The following is a 16,203-nucleotide window of genomic DNA, read 5'->3' on the forward strand; positions in this document are numbered from 1 at the left end:
GAAACCCACTGTTATCGCATTTTGGAGCACCTGTTCGAGAAAACTAATAGCTGACTCAAAATGTTATTTTTTCACGGCTGCTTTTAGAATTTCGATTTTCTGTTTCCGTGAAATATCCAAAGAAGAGGTTGAAATGTTGTATTCGAATTTGCCGCCATCATTCCAAAAAACGTATTTTGGAAAGATATGAGCCGGCAGCTTATCGTCAAAGAAACCTTTCTTCTTGTTTCCCTCCGAATCTACCGTATACTTGGAAAAGCCCAGCGTGTCTTTTCCGTTCGTATATTTAAGACGGATGGTTGCCGCCTCTTTCCAATCTATCTTTTTCACATAGATGGGCTTTCCGCTCTTCTTACCTTCGGCCCTTACTTCATCAACGAACTTTCCTTCGATCGGACCTTCAATGACCGCTGTTAAAAACTTATATCCCTTTGGCAGGTTGGCAGGCTGCTTCAGAATCGATCCCTTCAGGGTTGTTGCTTTTTTCAAGTAGTCCTCGTATGTAGTGAATTCATGTACGCCTCCCCAATAGCTAATATCAAATCCGCTATTTAATTTTGGGTACTTATGATAGAGGACATACATATCACCCGACTCTTGGGACAACTTCTTCACTCTTTGGATCTCTTGTTCGATAAACTTTTTTTCCTCAGCAGATATAGGCTTGGCTGCTTCGGCTGTTTTTTTAACAGCGGCTTCTTGGGCTTTCTCGTTGGATTGCGCCTTCGCCACAAGGCTTACGGATGAACCCATTAATAAAATGCTGCTAAGTGTCGCGATTGCTACTTTCGTTGCAGCTTTCATTTGGTAATGCTCCTCTCCTATAGTTAAATTTTTATTTTTACAAACTACAGTTGTAGTTTCGAATTAATACTACAACTGTAGTTAAAGAATGTCAATACGGTTTGTGCAGAAATTTTTTAGTTTTCGTTAAATACAAAAAAAGCCGCTAATCTAAGCGACTTATTATGGGACCATGTTCTTGTCCCTCGACTGATAAATAATACCGTCAGCTGCTCCTACGATGCCCAAGCCTTCAAAATATCCTACGCCATAAATCACATAATTTAAAATAAAAAAAGCGGTCGTTATTAAACGACCGCTTTTGGGTTTTCACTCTTAAAGTATAATGACAGCAAGCGCTATTTAAATGATTCAAACTAAGATTTAATCCATAACTGATTATTATCGGCGATATACTGCTCAGCATGTATAAGTAGTACAACCAACTCTATTTTTGTCATCTGCATATATCTTCCATTTCTCCGCTTTTAATCTGCCTTTACTCCACTTTGCTGACCTTCATAATAATGCGAGATCTCAACAATTAAAGCACCCATTCGTTCCATCTCCGGCACGATAATCCGGCTTATCCCTCTATCTCGAAGCGACTCGGCCGTTACTTTGCCGACAGCGGCAGCCAGCACATCCTGTTCAAAGACGGATTTCACCTCTTCTTCGCGTCCATGTTCTCTCGCATAATCAAATAAATATCCGACTTGAACTCTTGTGGTGAAACAAACGGCATCCACTTCTCGCTGAATCAGTTCATTCATAATCGACGCAAGCGTCTCCTGCTTAGGAGCATGGTAACGATAAGGCAGTACGGCCTGAACTTCCATGCTGCCTTTGCTTTGGATAAACTGAAATAACTGCGACGACAACTCACCATGAAGCTGAATCCACACCTTTTGATCGGTAAAATCAAACACCTCAAGCTTTTCGATCATACTGGCAAACGTTCCATCATCATCACAGACGACCGGATGAATACCAGATTTCTTTAAAAAGGCGTTTGTTTTATAACCGCGGCAGGCTATCTTCGTTTTTTTCAATCTCTCTTCGAATTCAGATACAGCGTTAAGCCTCGCCGCAGCCTGAATCATGGCTTTAAATCCAATACCTGTCGTGAAAATAAACCAGTCTGCCCCCTGCTCGATAAATTGCTTTACATCCTTTTCCACTTCAATCGGATCCGAATCCGTTAACCCCTGAAGTGAACGGACTAGGGGGATTCCACCTCTTCGTTTAATAATTTCCGCCATTTCTTCTGTTTTTTGCGACCCGGCGATGACAATTTTTTTGTTCTGAAGGTCTTTACTCATGGAACAGCCCTCCCCCATTCGTAAGTAATCCAATTCGTACCTCGTTCCCGAGAACTTGAACCGGATAGGTCCGAACCTGTCCCTTATCAGGATCAAGCACCTGACCATCCGTCAACGAAATTTTCCAGTCACAGATCGGGTCGAACAGGACCTCCCCGGATATCATTCCTTCTGCAATCGTGCCTCCGCGCGGCCCAGGGCTTTTATTCTCAAGTGCATAGATTTGTCCGTCCGTTGTCTTGAATACCGCAATCTCTTCCTTACCCAAGCGCACAACCCGTCCCAGTCTCTCCGTGAAATCATCCACATTGCCAACAAGGTAATATGTGTATTCATTTCTATTCAATATCGGTTCCATCTTGCAGCCCCTTCCTAATTTAGTTCGGTTTCGTGGAGACGCTGATCTCATCAAACATCCGTTCCCTTAAATTTGAATTGTTCAGGATTTCACTCCAAGGTTCCTTCACCTGCGCCAGGGCGACCTCCATTCGCTCAGCCAAAGCCCGGCGGTTATCCAGATCACTAACTACAGCTTCGGTGACGGACTCTAGTCCCATCCTTTCGATCCAATCAGAGGTCCGCTCCAAATATTTTCCTGTCTCCCGGTAGTACTGCATGAACGCGGAGACAATTTCCAGAAGTTCTTCATCTGTTCGCACCTTGCATAGCAGTTCAGCAAGTCGGGCTTTAATCCCGCCATTACCGCCAACGTAAATTTCCCAAGCCCCCTCATTGCCGACGATCCCAATATCCTTGGTTGATGACTCCGCACAGTTACGCGGACAGCCGTTTACAGCAAGCTTGAACTTGGCTGGCATATCTAACCGCTCGAACTTCTTCTCGAGCTTTATCCCCATTCCCATCGAATCTTTCGTGCCAAAACGGCAGAACTGTGATCCCACGCAAGTCTTGACCGTACGCAGCGCCTTCGCATACGCATAACCAGACGGCATGCCAAGATCCTTCCAGATCTTCGGCAGGTCCTCCTTTTTGACCCCAAGCAGGTCAAGCCGCTGACCACCGGTTACCTTAACCAGCTTGACGTTGTATTTCACCGCTATATCAGCAATAAGTCTGAGATCCTCCGGAGTGGTTACCCCGCCGTACATCCGCGGCACAACGCCAAATGTTCCGTCCTTCTGGATGTTCGCATGCATCCGTTCATTTACAAAACGTGAATCCTTCTCGTCCACATGCTCAGCCGGCCAGATCATACCCAGATAGTAGTTCAACGCCGGACGACATTTGGAGCAGCCCTCCGGGTTATCCCATTCCAGCGCATACCTTACTTCTTTAGAGGTGATCAGCCCCTTTTCTTTAATCGCCGTCACGACTTCATCTCTGCTGAGTGTGGTGCAGGAACAGATTGCTTCCTGTTTCGCTGCTGCTGAATCATATTTGTCCCCAAGCACATATTGAAGAATCTGCTCTACAACAGGTCGGCAGCCTCCACAAGATCGCGATGCACTTGTTGCCACCTTGATCTCTTCCACTGTGGTTAATCCTTTTTCGTTAATGGCATCCATGATATGTTTCTTCGTCACACCATTACAACCGCATACGATTTCCTCATCCGCCAGTTCTGCGGCCGTATTCCCGGTTTCGACCGAGGCTAGTCCCACAATCGCATCGTGAATGGCTTCTGTCATAATAGTGCCCGTTCGAATCCACTGCTGCAGTCTGGAGGATTCCTTTCCGTCACCGATCAGAACACCCCCAACGATCCGTCCGCCGCGAAGTAACACTTTTTTGTAAATACGTCGCCAGTCATCATGCATCCGCACAATGGACAGCCCTTCTGCATCCATAAACTCACCAGCGGAGAACACGTCTACACCAGATATTTTGAGCTGAGTAGATACCACAGATCCTTCATACGGCTTCGTATCCACTCCGCACAGATGCTTCGCAAGCACAGCCCCCTGCTCAAACAGTGGAGCTACGAGTCCATATGTAATGCCCCGATGCTCGTTACATTCCCCTACCGCATATACATCCGGTACCGAAGTACGCATATAATCATTCACAAGAATACCCTTATTTACAGCTATACCGCTTTCCTTAGCTAATGCAATATTCGGACGAATTCCTACCGCCATGACTACGAATTCCGCATCCAATGTCGTTCCGTCGGAAAAACGAATGCCGCTAACTCGCTTGTCCCCCAGAAACTCCTCGGTATGCTTGCCTGTAGCGAATTTCAAGCCTTGGCTTTCCAGCTCTGCCTGAAGCATCAGCGAGGCGGTATGGTCCAGCTGACGTTCCATGATCTCCTCAAACAGATGGACCACCGTCACATCCATCCCGAGTTTAAGCAGTCCCTTAGCTGCCTCTAGCCCAAGTAAGCCCCCGCCAATTACGGCAGCCTTCTTGTACTGATCAGCCGCGTGCAGCATATTCTCGCAGTCCGCAATGTCCCTGAAACCTACAATTCCTTCTTTATCTGCTCCCGGAACCGGAAGTATAAACGGGTTGGAACCGGTTGCAATGATCAGTGTGTCATACGGAACTTCCATGCCGTTGTCTGCCTTCACGGTTTTTTGCTCCGTATCAATATGCGTTACAGTCGTTGCCGTATATAGCTCTATTCCGTTCTCTAGGTACCAATCCCTGTCGTTTAAAATGATGTCTTCTACCGCTTTACTCTTCTCTAGCACATACGATAATTGAATACGATTGTAGTTGGGATAAGGCTCGCTCCCAAATACTGTGATCCTATAGATGCCGGGTGCCAATTTTAATATCTGTTCCACCGTGTTGATCCCGGCCATCCCGTTGCCAATCAAGACTAGATGCCGACGTTCTTGTGCTTCCACCATGCAGAAACCTCCTAAATATATACTCCTCATGCAAAAGCGAACTTGTTACCTTCTAAACATCATATGTACAAGCGAACCAGCTTTAGCAGATTTTCTCTGTTCCATCATAAGAAAAAATGGGAAGAAAGGAAATACTCACTTAAATTTTAACTAAATGATTCATCTTATGGTAACCTGATGTCTCTCCTCCAGCTGGGCATGAAAATCAGCTTCTGTTAGTTCGAAGTTGCTTTGACGGATGAATCATCTTGTTCTGCCCGTCCAATGAATTCTTTCAATTTAGATGATATTTGGTTCTAAGGCGAAAATCTAGTGAAAGAGTTAAATAGAGACAATAATAAATACAATCATCCAAACCGTATATATCTAATCGGTAATCGGAATATGTTCTTGTCCTTTACGGCAATCGGTACAAGTTCTTGGGACATAACTTGTACCGTTAAATCAAAAAAAGCCGCTAATAGCGACTTTCAATGGGACTAAGTTCTTGTCCCTCGACCCATTACATCCTTTCCCTTCATTGTACGGCAATTAAAGAATAATAAAAACAACTCGCTTTAGCATGCCGAGTTGTTCAATTATTAAAAATCATTTGATTGTTGACAGAATTTTTAATTCTCTAAGATATTGTTCAGCAGCCAGCTTATCATCTGCATCGCCAGCCTGTTACTATGATGAGAATCCAACGAGCGCTGCAATTCACTAATAATGATTTGTTACAATATCTGACGACTATCTTTAAGTATTACATCATGTGCACTACCCTCAACAATACTTGTAGAAGAAACTAAGGTTATCTTAGCATTTTTTTGTAGTTCAGTAATTGTCAGGTAACCACAATTACACATTGTTGAACGTACTATACTTAAAGAAAGTCCAACATTATCTTCTAAACTTCCTGCATAGGGTACAAACGAATCAACTCCTTCTTCAAAAGAAAGTTTTTCGTCACCGCCTAAGTCATATCTTTGCCAATTTTTTGCCCTCGTACTTCCCTCTCCCCAATACTCCTTCATATAACTACCGTTTATATTCACTTTTTTAGTGGGGCTTTCATCAAATCGGGCAAAATATCTTCCTAACATTAGAAAATCTGCTCCCATAGCTAGTGCCAATGTAATGTGATAATCGTGTACAGTACCTCCATCAGAACAAATTGGTACATAGATTCCTGTCTCATTAAAATATTCATCACGAGCCTTCGCTGCCTCAATTAATGCGGTAGCTTGGCCTCTCCCTATGCCTTTTTGTTCTCGTGTAATACAAATTGCACCGCCGCCAATTCCTACTTTTACAAAATCGGCACCAGCTTCGGCAAGGAAACGGAAACCTTCTCTATCAACTATATTTCCCGCCCCAATTTTTACAGTATCACCATAATTCTTCCGGACGTATTCAAGAACAATCTTTTGCCATTCTGTAAATCCTTCGGAACTGTCAATACAAAGAACATCTACTCCAGCTTGGAGTAATGCTGGGATTCGTTCAGCATAATCTCTAGTATTAATACCTGCGCCAACCATATATCTTTTAGATTCATCAATCAACTCATTCTCATTTTTCTTATTCGTATTGTAATCTTTTCGAAACACCATAGAAATCAATCTTTGTTCATCATCAATGATTGGAAGACAATTTAATTTGTGCTCCCATATAATATTATTCGCTTCTTTTAATGTGGTATCTTTATTACCACAGATTAATTCTTCGAATGGTGTCATAAAATCTTTAACTTTAGTATCTAAAGTCATCCGACTAACTCGATAATCTCTGCTAGTTACAATGCCTACTAATTTACCTCTAGAACTTCCATCAATGGTTACTGCTACAGTCGAATGATTTGTCTGCTTCTTTAACATTAATAGTTCGTCTAAAGTACCTTCAGGAGATATATTTGCATCACTAACAACAAATCCAGCTCTATAACTTTTAACACGAGCAACCATTTGTGCCTGACTTTCAATAGATTGTGATCCGTAAATAAAAGAAAGTCCACCTTCTTTTGCTAAAGATATTGCCATTGTATCATCAGAAACAGACTGCATAATTGCTGATGTCATAGGAATTTTCAAAGACATAGGAGGTTTATTTCCTTTTTTAAATTTCACTAAGGGTGTTTGTAAACTAACATTTGCCGGTACACACTCTACAGATGAGTAACCTGGTATTAGTAAATACTCACCAAAGGTGCGCGATACTTCATTCAGATAAACTGCCATATTATTTCCCCCCGTGTTCTTGAGCTGTTTTTTCCATAAGTTTATATAGACCTTGATACAATCCCATAAGCATCTCATCATCAAAGTCAGCAAATAACTCTTCCATATACTGTTCTTCCTTCTTACCTCTTTCCAAGTAATACTCTTTACCCTTAGATGTTAAAGCAACGCGTAAACTCCTTCTGTCAGTTTCATTTTTTCCTACTATTGCAAAACCTTTTTTTTCAAGAATATTTATGATTTTTTTCACATTCTGACTCGAAGTACCGACAATTTGAGCAATATCTTTTAGGTTAAGAAAGTAATCATCATAAAGAGAAATATTCCACAACACAAATGCTTGTTTTAATGAAAGATCCTTATATCTTCTATCGCCTAAAAGTTGCAAACGGTTAGACAATGTGAAAATTGATCCATAAACATATGCTTTAGGTGTGATTTTTTTTTCGATTGAAAATTCCATTTTTCCACCTCCACAAAAGGTAACTGGTTATGTATTAAAATATCTAACCAGTTACCTTTTGTCAAGTAACTAAGAGGATACAAACGAAAGATTTAATAAGGAAAGTGATTTTTGCGGTGTGTCTACGTCACTACATTGACTTGTGATGATAAGGAATGAAGATATAATTTCATCGCTTTAAAGGATTAATTACTTTATAAAACTGTTCATTATAAAAATAGTCTAATTGTATTGATGAACTATCCTGCTCGTTAGTCGAACAAAAGCAGCCGATCACATTGTATACTATGACGTCCATGTAAAATGTAAATAAGCCCATCACCGTAATTTGGAAGTTTCTTATTTCCAATTTTACACGGCAAATGGGCTATATATGTTCAAAGTAAGGCAGTGTAGGATCTGTCGTTCATAAGACATCGTCATCAGCTAACTCATCCGCTTGACGTTCATAATCTTCTAAATTAGCTGGAAGTTTTAGAACGGTTTGAACACCATCAGGATAATCGAGATGAACACAGCTAGATTAGCAGTACCCTCCAACCACGCAGAGCGTCTGCGACTTTGTTGATATGTATCAGATAAGGTTTCCCCTTGCGTTTGCTGCAGCAGCACAAGTTGCTTCTTAATGCCGGAGGGAAGCATGACGGCCACAATAATCAGAATAACAAAGAAGATTGCAATGGAGACCACATACCACATTTCCCGAAAAAGATAAGTTTGCAGGAAACCGAGCCCGAGTCCGGATAAGATTAGTAGTGTACCCCCGATCTTAGGCAGGATTGCTAACTTGTTCTGTAACTCCAATCCGAATTTTGCCTGACCTGTCGTTCGAACACCGCTCATAATGAATGGAGAGCCCATGATTGTAACAATTGCCGTTATGGCGGATAGGATATGGATGAATAACAAATATGTATACATGGATGAGGTTGCCTCCTTGAGTCCGAATGAGATGGAATGGCATCATTTAGTTGCTGTTCTGGCTTGCTGTTCTTCTCGATACAACATACAACCAACAACAAGTCCATATAACGCAGTAACAATATGAATCCAAGAAGGTGTTTTATCTACTGCATTCGTAATGACCAATATTGCATCAATGGTAGGCATTAGAATAGAAGTTAACATCACAATAAGTAATGCTTTTCTCATACGAAATAACATCAAGGCTAGTAGGAAGATACCAATAAACAAATCACGATCTGCTTTGATGTAAATAAGGTAGTTATCCGCGGTGTCATGTAGCGGTAAACCGAAATCTCGTATTGCAGCTTCTGGCTGGACAAAACCTCTTACTCCTAAATACAACATTAACAGCGTAACAACACCCACGAGCCAAAATGATACTGACTTTGGTCCCCAATAAAGTTTACTCATTTGTCTTCCTCCCTTTGGTTAGAAGCCTTCCCATTGACCATGGCTGAGCGGTTTTCACAGTTGTTATCTTCAATATTCAATTTGTTCACTTTGCCAATACGGCAGCCTGCACAGTAAGAGAATTCCAAAAAGTGATGCTCACGAGTTGGTTGACATGAAATCTTGAGTTGAGTAGGATGACATCCTCTTTAATTTGAAACTTAGGGATTTCATTTTAGAATCAACTTCATTAAGCGATCAACATCGTTCTTCCAATCGCCATAGATGCCAGGGGCATCCTGTAGCATCAGACCAGTTATGACCGAGAAGTAAAAGAACAGCAGCTTTTCCGGCTTACCTTCGCTGAACTCGCCGGCCTGTTGTCCTTGATGGAACAACGGAACCAGATGCCCGATCGTCCGCTCGGCCGAATAGCTCTCCAAAATTTGCTGTATCTGCTCTGGCATACCTTCCTCGATTTGCGCGTACCTCAGAAGCATGAAATGTCTCTTATGATTTTCATCCAGCATGGTCAACGTGAAAGCTCTTAATCGTTCCTTTGGCGAGCCAGGCAGCCCCGAGACTTCCGCTAAAGATGTCTCCGCTTCTTCTAGTGCTTCCTGCACGAGGATCGCGAAAATCTCTTCTTTAGAGCTGAAATACCTGTAAGACAACCCTTGGCTGACGCCGGCTTCTTCCGCGATCATAACCATCTTGGCCGACTGCAGCCCCCTCTTGGCAAATACTTTCAATGCTGCTTTTTTAATCAGTTCCCTTCGGTCGTCGACTAAAACCTCGGATTTTTGGTCTTGTTGTTTCTTCATCTTTTTGCTTCCTTTCCGTTCTACTACCTATCTGCTTATCCCCATTTGTTAAAGCCACAATACTTTTAGTTGATACTCGCACATTTCCCATAACCGTTTCGCGATAATAATGCCCGCTCGATAAAGACATTTCGTCGGGATTCGCGAGCCATACTAGTGTCTCTGCCCCTTTCTCTGGAGTGCGCGAGAAGCGCTTCATTAGCCGCCATCGTCATGCGGGCCAACAAGCCGTTATCCTGATTGAAATTCGTCGCCACAAGCCCGGGATCGATGCAGGCTGCCGAAACGCTACTTCCCTCCAGCCGCCTTTCCAACTCAACCGTGAACATAATGTTGGCAAGCTTAGTTTCGCCATAACGGAAGTTGGGTCCGCCTATAAGAATATCTGGGAAACGATTGTATTTCTGGCCACTCAGGTCATCAAATCTGATACCACTACGGGCCATCTTGTGCCCATGGGAGGCGGTCGTGATAATCCGTCCATGTTCACTTTCTTTCAGTCGGTCTAGTAGCAGATTCGTCAGCAGGAACGGAGCCAGTTGGTTAACCGCCCAAGTCATCTCGATGCCATCTTCGTTTAAGAGGTGTTTAACGAACATCGCCCCCGCATTATTAATCAGAACGTCTAGCCCTTTGCTACATCACGAATGGACTGCTGCGAGGACATGTCGGCCATGAAAAAATCCACACTGGCATCATACCCTGCTGCCAACTTCAATGCCGCCACTGTCGCTTCTGCCTTCGCCGAGTTGCGGACGACAATGCCCAAAATTGCTCCTTGTTTCATAAGCTCCTTGGCTGCGCCCAAACCTATTCCGCTAGTTGCGCCAGTAATGAGTACGTATTTGCCTTTTACCGACCAAGCTCCTTTTTTGGGTTCCATTGTTTGGCACGCCCCCAAAAAAATAAATGAACGGTTCATTCATTTTTATGTTGGTTTAAGAATATACCGGACGATGGAGAATGTCAATATTGATTTTGAAAGCTTGTTTATCTCAAGTAAAGGACTGCTCCCAAAGAAAATATTAGGTATAGTAAAATCCGCGAATATCGCGTTTAATGTCCTTGTAACTCGTCTATTTTTGACCTCATAAGCCCCGTTAAATCAAGTTGTTTAGTCTAAAATTTTATTTTACTGGAGATTTCACGCTAAACTTTCGTTAGTCAATAAAAAGGATGCTCCCGAGCTTTCGCATGGGCCTACATCCTCCTCATTTTATTCCATTTCCAATTACTAATTAAAGAACGTACGCGGGTAGCATGTTGTGCGTAAACAGGAGACTTAACTTAACCTAAGCACTAAGAAAATACTTTATTTTCTCAGTCTAGAACTTTATTTTCACTTATCGGGACTCGGTTCTTCTTTCACCCCTGCTCAGCCACGTATTATAAAATGCTAAAAACTACATCTGTAATGAGAATCCTTATCAACTGCAGTTGAGTATATATAGCTGTCTGCTCGCTAATTGTATCATTTATTACAACGCCAGCATTTTATCAAATATGTTGACTCACAGAGAAATCAGAGTCAACATATAAATGTACACAAGAAAATTTCTTCCGTTGCATGGCAACACATCAATTTATTTGGCTATTACGAATTTTACAAATCACAAGATCCGGTTAACATTGATGAAATCATTCATGAATTGGCTCAGTTAATTAAAGGTTATTCCGGATGAGTAGTTCAGAACTCGTCCCGGCAAAGATATCCGAAAGAAAGATGAGAATTGATGACACCGGAACTCAACTGACAACCCATCAGCAATATACCCCTAATAGTCAGACTGAAAAACAGATAATACAGCGGCAACAGGTCGTTAAAGATATTTTTGACTTGGCCAACGAAACTGAAAGAGGGAACCATCGAAAAGTGGAGCGATGACAGGTAAGCATCTTCCGTATAAAGATCAGATTGTGAAAAAAAATTTTCAAAGGAAATTAGATGTTTAAGTTAAATCATACCGGCTATCCCTCGCCGTATTGGAAGTCTGGGAGATCCGACATCTCAACTTTAATTTGTACAACAATTCCTTCGGTGCTAGGATAGTCTATAGTAAAGAATCACGTTGGGGAGTGGAGAGAACCATGACAAGAGATGATCTAGGTAAGCTGATTGAACGTCGTGAAGAAGGAAGGGCCAAACAAGATCAAGCGATTCTAAGTAATGTCCGGGGAGACTTATTAAAATTGCTTTCCGATTACCCGGATGATGCCGAAATTAACTATCAAACTGGGATAGCTCATGACAATTCTGGTATGGGGCGTGAGGCAATACCTTATTATGAGCGGGCTTTGAAGATCGGCCTTTCCGGACCCGATCTTGAAAGATGCCTACTGGGCCTGGGTAGTACATATCGTTACTGGGGATACTACCAGAAGGCTGTTGAAACGCTGGGCAAAGGAGTGCGGGAATTTCCAGAAAATCGGGCGCTTCAAGTACTTCTAGCTATGGCTCTGTATAATAGTAAGAACTACAAGGAAAGTGTTAGCCTGCTGATCACCAATTTAATGGAAACCACAACGGATAGTAAGCTTCATTATTTCAAACGTGGGATTTTGGCTTACTCCGAAGATCTTGACGAAACAGCTGAATAGTCACAAAATCATCGTGTGGTTTGAGTGGTGTTACTAATTAACTTTGAAAAAAGACATATGAAAAAAATATCTCTTCAATATAAGGGCGCTTTTGTGGAAGAAAGAAGCGCCCTTTCTGTCTGTTGCATTTAGTCATTAGGGGGCAAAAATACCCATATTCTGTTACAAATAGAAGAAGCATAAAAACCTTCCCTCTCAGCAAGGGATTGAAGGTTTTTATGCGGATGCATTTTTTCTTATTGGACTAACGTGTCTCGTTAGCTTAATGAGATATCATTTTTCTTAAACAAAGCAGTTAGTAGGGAAGAAACACCGAACATTGAATTTGGAGCTTCTATCTCGTGCATTTCCAGCTCCCTTCATCAAACCGGGCCGATCGCAATCCCATTACATCGGAGCTGCACTTCAAAGGGTTTTACGCCTTCCATGGTCTTAGCTCATGAACTCAAGGCTCAACTCCCTCCTGCTGGTTAATAAACTGACCGTTAGCTTAATGAATTTGCATGGAAAAATAGTTAGATACTTATCTAATCGGTAATCGGCTCATGTTCTTGTCCAATACGGCAATCGGTACAAGTTCTTGTCCTCGACTCGGGACAAGAACTTGTACCGATAAAACAAAAAAGCCGCTAAATTAGCGACATTCTATGGGACCATGTTCTTGTCCCTCGACAATAGCTTGTTCTTGTCTACCGACAATTTTATTTTCGTTCTGTTTTTTTATGAGTTCCCCTTTCTAGCTTTTTCTTTGAATACTGTTGCCGGATTTATCATTCATCCTGGATTCCTGGTAACTCATAACGTTGTTACAAATGACAATCCTTTGACTTGAATTATTAATCCAATTAATAAACCCTTCGAATAATCCTTGCGTCATATCCATCTGACATTTGTGAAAATCCTTGAATCATCTGTTCCTTTTAAACGAATTACTTATATTGATGAAACTTCACTATCCAGTTAGTTTTATTAAATTAGTTCCGTCACTAGCTTCTGCTAATAAATGTGTTGAGGAAATTATTCCAGCAAGCAGAAGGAACACAGTTAGTTTCATTTTCTTCAATTTTCATCACCTATGGATACCTTCACCAATTTTATGGAAAAGTATGTACCTATTTTACATATAAATAGGAAAAGACCGTACGATTAAAAAGATACTTACTAATCCCCATACCGTGACTCCAACTATCCACCAGACTACCGGTTTAGTTGAAATCTGTTTACTCTCCATACTTTCCTTATTTTCTATTAGTAAAGCGACCTTCCTTTCCATACTTTTTTTCATAGAAGCGAGAACAACAAATCCGATTATGATGAAACCAACAATTATCCAAAGTAATAAATCCACTTTTTACACACCCTTTTTTTGTGAATTTCTTTCCTAACAAGCTACATAGTTGAAGAACTAATTCAATAGTACCATAATTAACTACTTAGGAAGACCTCACTTAAGGTGTTTACTGTTACACTTAATCGTCCGGATGTGACAGAAAAAGGCCAACAATTTGTTGGCCGACTTAGTTAATTCCTTATTCAACTATCGTTCTCCGTTAGTTTAATAGTCTTACAATTAATATAAAACTCAACTGTTCTTATTGATAGTCCTAAAATAAAATCCTTTTAACTGCTTGCTTCCGCATGTTAGGAGAATTCTGAATTAACTCTGCGACTACTTTGTTGAATCTAACGTTATTTAACCAATAAATAAACGCATCGGCTTTATAATTCACTCCGTGTTTGTTATCATCACGATACATCCAATAACTGTGGTCTATATTTTTATCATATATCCACTCCCAAAAATCCCTCTGAAACTGTTCGATTTCTTGCCCGATGTCATAGGACAGGAAATATATTCTTGAAAAAAAGAAAAATCAGCCTCAATAATCAACTACCAATACCTCCCTCGACCACCTATTTCAGCGCAATAAATCTTTCATATCATTGTACCATGGATCAGATATTCTTAGACCCTTTGTGATTTGGTGTTCCAACGGAGAACGTTATCAACCTGAGCCACGTCATTCAAAGGGAATTTATTGACTATCATCAGTAATGAGAGCCAGAAGCAAAGAAATTCTATACCACGTATTGGAACTAACTTGCTCTATAGCTAAATAAAGACGGCAGCCAAGCTTCTGGGCCGGCTGCCGTCTTGTATTTTAAGTAATCGTTCCCCGTTAATACAAATAAAAGCCGCAATTGGCTTAGAGATAGTTATTCCCCACCAGAGGCTTCAATCCATTTTTTAGTCAAAGTCAGAAAAATTTGAGCAATTGCATCACGTATATCCCGACTTAATACTTCGTCTTGAAAAGGCCCTTGATAAAGTTGGGTTGCCATATAGTATTGTAATACTGGCTCTGGTTCTGTTACCTTAAATCCCGCTTCATAAGTCAGTAGTTCTACCCGATTAAAATGTTCCGCCAATACAGCCTCTCCATTTTCTAATGAGAAGGGGGTTAATCTTCTTTAATTTCAAACGGGATATGCAATTGACGCAACTATTGGTAGTTGCTAAAAACTTACCTTTGTCTTTTAAAACCCGTCTTATTTGTTTCAAACCCTTTTGGTAAGACCGAGCATGTGATGTTTACTGAGAATCACGTTGTTGTTGACGCTTCTTCTGAAGAAGTACTATTTTCTTTTAGCTACCAATAACTGTTTTATAGTACATTTAATAACCTGTGCTCATTTATATGAGTACAGGTTTTATTAGAAAACAATTTTTAACCTCCCAGTGGATCACGCAGAGAAAAGTTAACCTTAGTGACCTATGGGATTATTGAAGACTAGCCGGTTCCAAAAGAAATGAATAATTTCTATTGTCAATAGAGGAATTGTTACCGGGAAGGATAAAAACGTTAACAACTATCCGAGAAATTCGAGAACCCGCTTAATCACAAGTTTCGTCGCTTCAGCATCGTAAGAAGGTATACTGCTGTCGGTGAAGAGATGTTCCTTGCCTTCGTACAGAAAAAACTCTGCGTGATTGGCCGTCTCCACAAGCTCACGGGCCGCGTTAATGTCGCCGTCTTCAACGAAGAAAGGATCTGCACTCATGGCGTGAATTTGCACAGGCAAGTCGACCGGCCACTGAGATTCGAACACCGAGGTCGGGAGGCAGGCATGAAAAAACAGTGCGCCTCTGGCGCCTTCACGAGTTTGAGCGAGCTGCTGTGCTGCCGGGACACCGAGTGAAAAACCAGCATAGACAACATCCCTTGAAAGCTCGCTGGCTGCCCGAACGCCGCGCGCAGTCACTTCATCAAATCCGATCTCCTTAACAAATACCAAGCCTTCCTCAAGCGAGGAAAACATGCGGCCGTCAAATAAATCTGGCACGTGCACAGTATGTCCCGCATCTCTCAGTTGATCGGCGATTGCTTCAATCCCCTTCGTTCGGCCTAAAACGTGGTGTAACAACAAAACTTCTGCCATCTGTTTTCCCTCCAATTTAATGAATTTCACATGTCTAAGTTTCGTCAAGAAAGCTTGTTTGACCTCCAGAACTTTACGATTTAGAAATATCTACTTTAATAACCCCCCTTGCATATTCAATAATCCTGCCCGTTTAGCTCAGCGGTCTACCTATTTTGCGAGTAATGGGCCGAACAATCTGTTATCATTACTGCGAAACCAATCATCAACTACAAGATAAACGATTTCTGCGGGGTCTTCGATTTCTTCTATACTCAGTAGGTGAAAATATTTCACGTAATTCTCTATCTTTTGTCTTACGAACTGTATTAAGTCAACATGTTCTAAAGCTTACTCAGCTGTAATCACAATTGCTCTACTCTAAGCCAGAGACCGCAT

13 protein-coding genes and 1 pseudogene are annotated in these 16,203 nt (G+C 41.5%); 1 reads left to right on the forward strand and 13 read right to left on the reverse strand.

What is annotated here, in order from left to right; genetic code table 11:
• Nucleotides 1-63 precede the first annotated feature (63 nt).
• From KJS65_RS06550 to KJS65_RS06595, 10 genes and pseudogenes are all read right to left on the reverse strand, one after another.
• Nucleotides 64-804: a hypothetical protein gene (locus KJS65_RS06550; RefSeq protein ID WP_213649094.1), complete on the reverse strand. Its 741-nt coding sequence runs from the start codon at nt 802-804 to the stop codon at nt 64-66.
• A gap of 467 nt (nt 805-1,271) precedes the next feature.
• Nucleotides 1,272-2,105 (reverse strand): uroporphyrinogen-III synthase, encoded by an 834-nt coding sequence (locus KJS65_RS06555; RefSeq protein WP_213649095.1) that lies wholly within the window; start codon nt 2,103-2,105, stop codon nt 1,272-1,274.
• Complete coding sequence (locus tag KJS65_RS06560) at nt 2,098-2,463, reverse strand: nitrite reductase (NAD(P)H) small subunit (protein ID WP_213649096.1); 366 nt, start codon at nt 2,461-2,463, stop codon at nt 2,098-2,100. The genes KJS65_RS06555 and KJS65_RS06560 overlap by 8 nt, the downstream gene beginning before the upstream one ends.
• Before the next feature lie 19 nt (nt 2,464-2,482).
• Nucleotides 2,483-4,924, reverse strand: coding sequence for a nitrite reductase large subunit NirB (gene nirB / locus KJS65_RS06565; protein WP_213649097.1), 2,442 nt, complete (start codon nt 4,922-4,924; stop codon nt 2,483-2,485).
• 716 nt (nt 4,925-5,640) lie between these two features.
• Nucleotides 5,641-7,143 carry an IMP dehydrogenase gene (locus KJS65_RS06570; RefSeq protein ID WP_213649098.1) on the reverse strand — a complete coding sequence of 501 codons (1,503 nt, stop codon included), beginning with the start codon at nt 7,141-7,143 and terminating at the stop codon, nt 5,641-5,643.
• A 1-nt stretch (nt 7,144) separates the two neighbouring features.
• Nucleotides 7,145-7,606 (reverse strand): MarR family winged helix-turn-helix transcriptional regulator, encoded by a 462-nt coding sequence (locus KJS65_RS06575; RefSeq protein ID WP_213649099.1) that lies wholly within the window; start codon nt 7,604-7,606, stop codon nt 7,145-7,147.
• Between the two features lie 474 nt (nt 7,607-8,080).
• Nucleotides 8,081-8,527 (reverse strand): DUF2269 family protein, encoded by a 447-nt coding sequence (locus tag KJS65_RS06580; RefSeq protein WP_213649100.1) that lies wholly within the window; start codon nt 8,525-8,527, stop codon nt 8,081-8,083.
• 42 nt (nt 8,528-8,569) lie between these two features.
• The gene (locus KJS65_RS06585) at nt 8,570-8,983 is read right to left on the reverse strand and encodes a DUF4267 domain-containing protein (protein ID WP_213649101.1); all 414 of its coding nucleotides are present in this window, start codon (nt 8,981-8,983) and stop codon (nt 8,570-8,572) included.
• A 209-nt stretch (nt 8,984-9,192) separates the two neighbouring features.
• Nucleotides 9,193-9,786, reverse strand: a complete 594-nt coding sequence (locus tag KJS65_RS06590; protein WP_213649102.1) for a TetR/AcrR family transcriptional regulator — start codon at nt 9,784-9,786, stop codon at nt 9,193-9,195.
• Nucleotides 9,725-10,669 (reverse strand): annotated as a pseudogene (locus KJS65_RS06595) (SDR family NAD(P)-dependent oxidoreductase). The gene KJS65_RS06590 and the pseudogene KJS65_RS06595 overlap by 62 nt, the downstream one beginning before the upstream one ends.
• Before the next feature lie 1,205 nt (nt 10,670-11,874).
• Here KJS65_RS06595 and KJS65_RS06600 point away from each other — a divergent pair.
• Nucleotides 11,875-12,384: a tetratricopeptide repeat protein gene (locus tag KJS65_RS06600; protein WP_213649103.1), complete on the forward strand. Its 510-nt coding sequence runs from the start codon at nt 11,875-11,877 to the stop codon at nt 12,382-12,384.
• A 1,117-nt stretch (nt 12,385-13,501) separates the two neighbouring features.
• Here KJS65_RS06600 and KJS65_RS29725 read toward each other — a convergent pair.
• The 3 genes from KJS65_RS29725 to KJS65_RS06610 all read right to left on the reverse strand — a co-directional run bounded on the left by KJS65_RS29725 (nt 13,502) and on the right by KJS65_RS06610 (nt 15,825).
• On the reverse strand, nt 13,502-13,732 hold the full coding sequence (locus KJS65_RS29725) for a hypothetical protein (RefSeq protein WP_244864409.1): 231 nt from the start codon (nt 13,730-13,732) through the stop codon (nt 13,502-13,504).
• Nucleotides 13,733-14,601: 869 nt separating this feature from the next.
• Nucleotides 14,602-14,814, reverse strand: coding sequence for a hypothetical protein (locus KJS65_RS06605; protein ID WP_213649104.1), 213 nt, complete (start codon nt 14,812-14,814; stop codon nt 14,602-14,604).
• A gap of 441 nt (nt 14,815-15,255) precedes the next feature.
• The gene (locus tag KJS65_RS06610; protein WP_213649105.1) at nt 15,256-15,825 is read right to left on the reverse strand and encodes a dienelactone hydrolase family protein; all 570 of its coding nucleotides are present in this window, start codon (nt 15,823-15,825) and stop codon (nt 15,256-15,258) included.
• Nucleotides 15,826-16,203: the final 378 nt, after the last annotated feature.

The organism is Paenibacillus sp. J23TS9 (assembly GCF_018403225.1).
Classification (GTDB): domain Bacteria; phylum Bacillota; class Bacilli; order Paenibacillales; family Paenibacillaceae; genus Paenibacillus_AQ.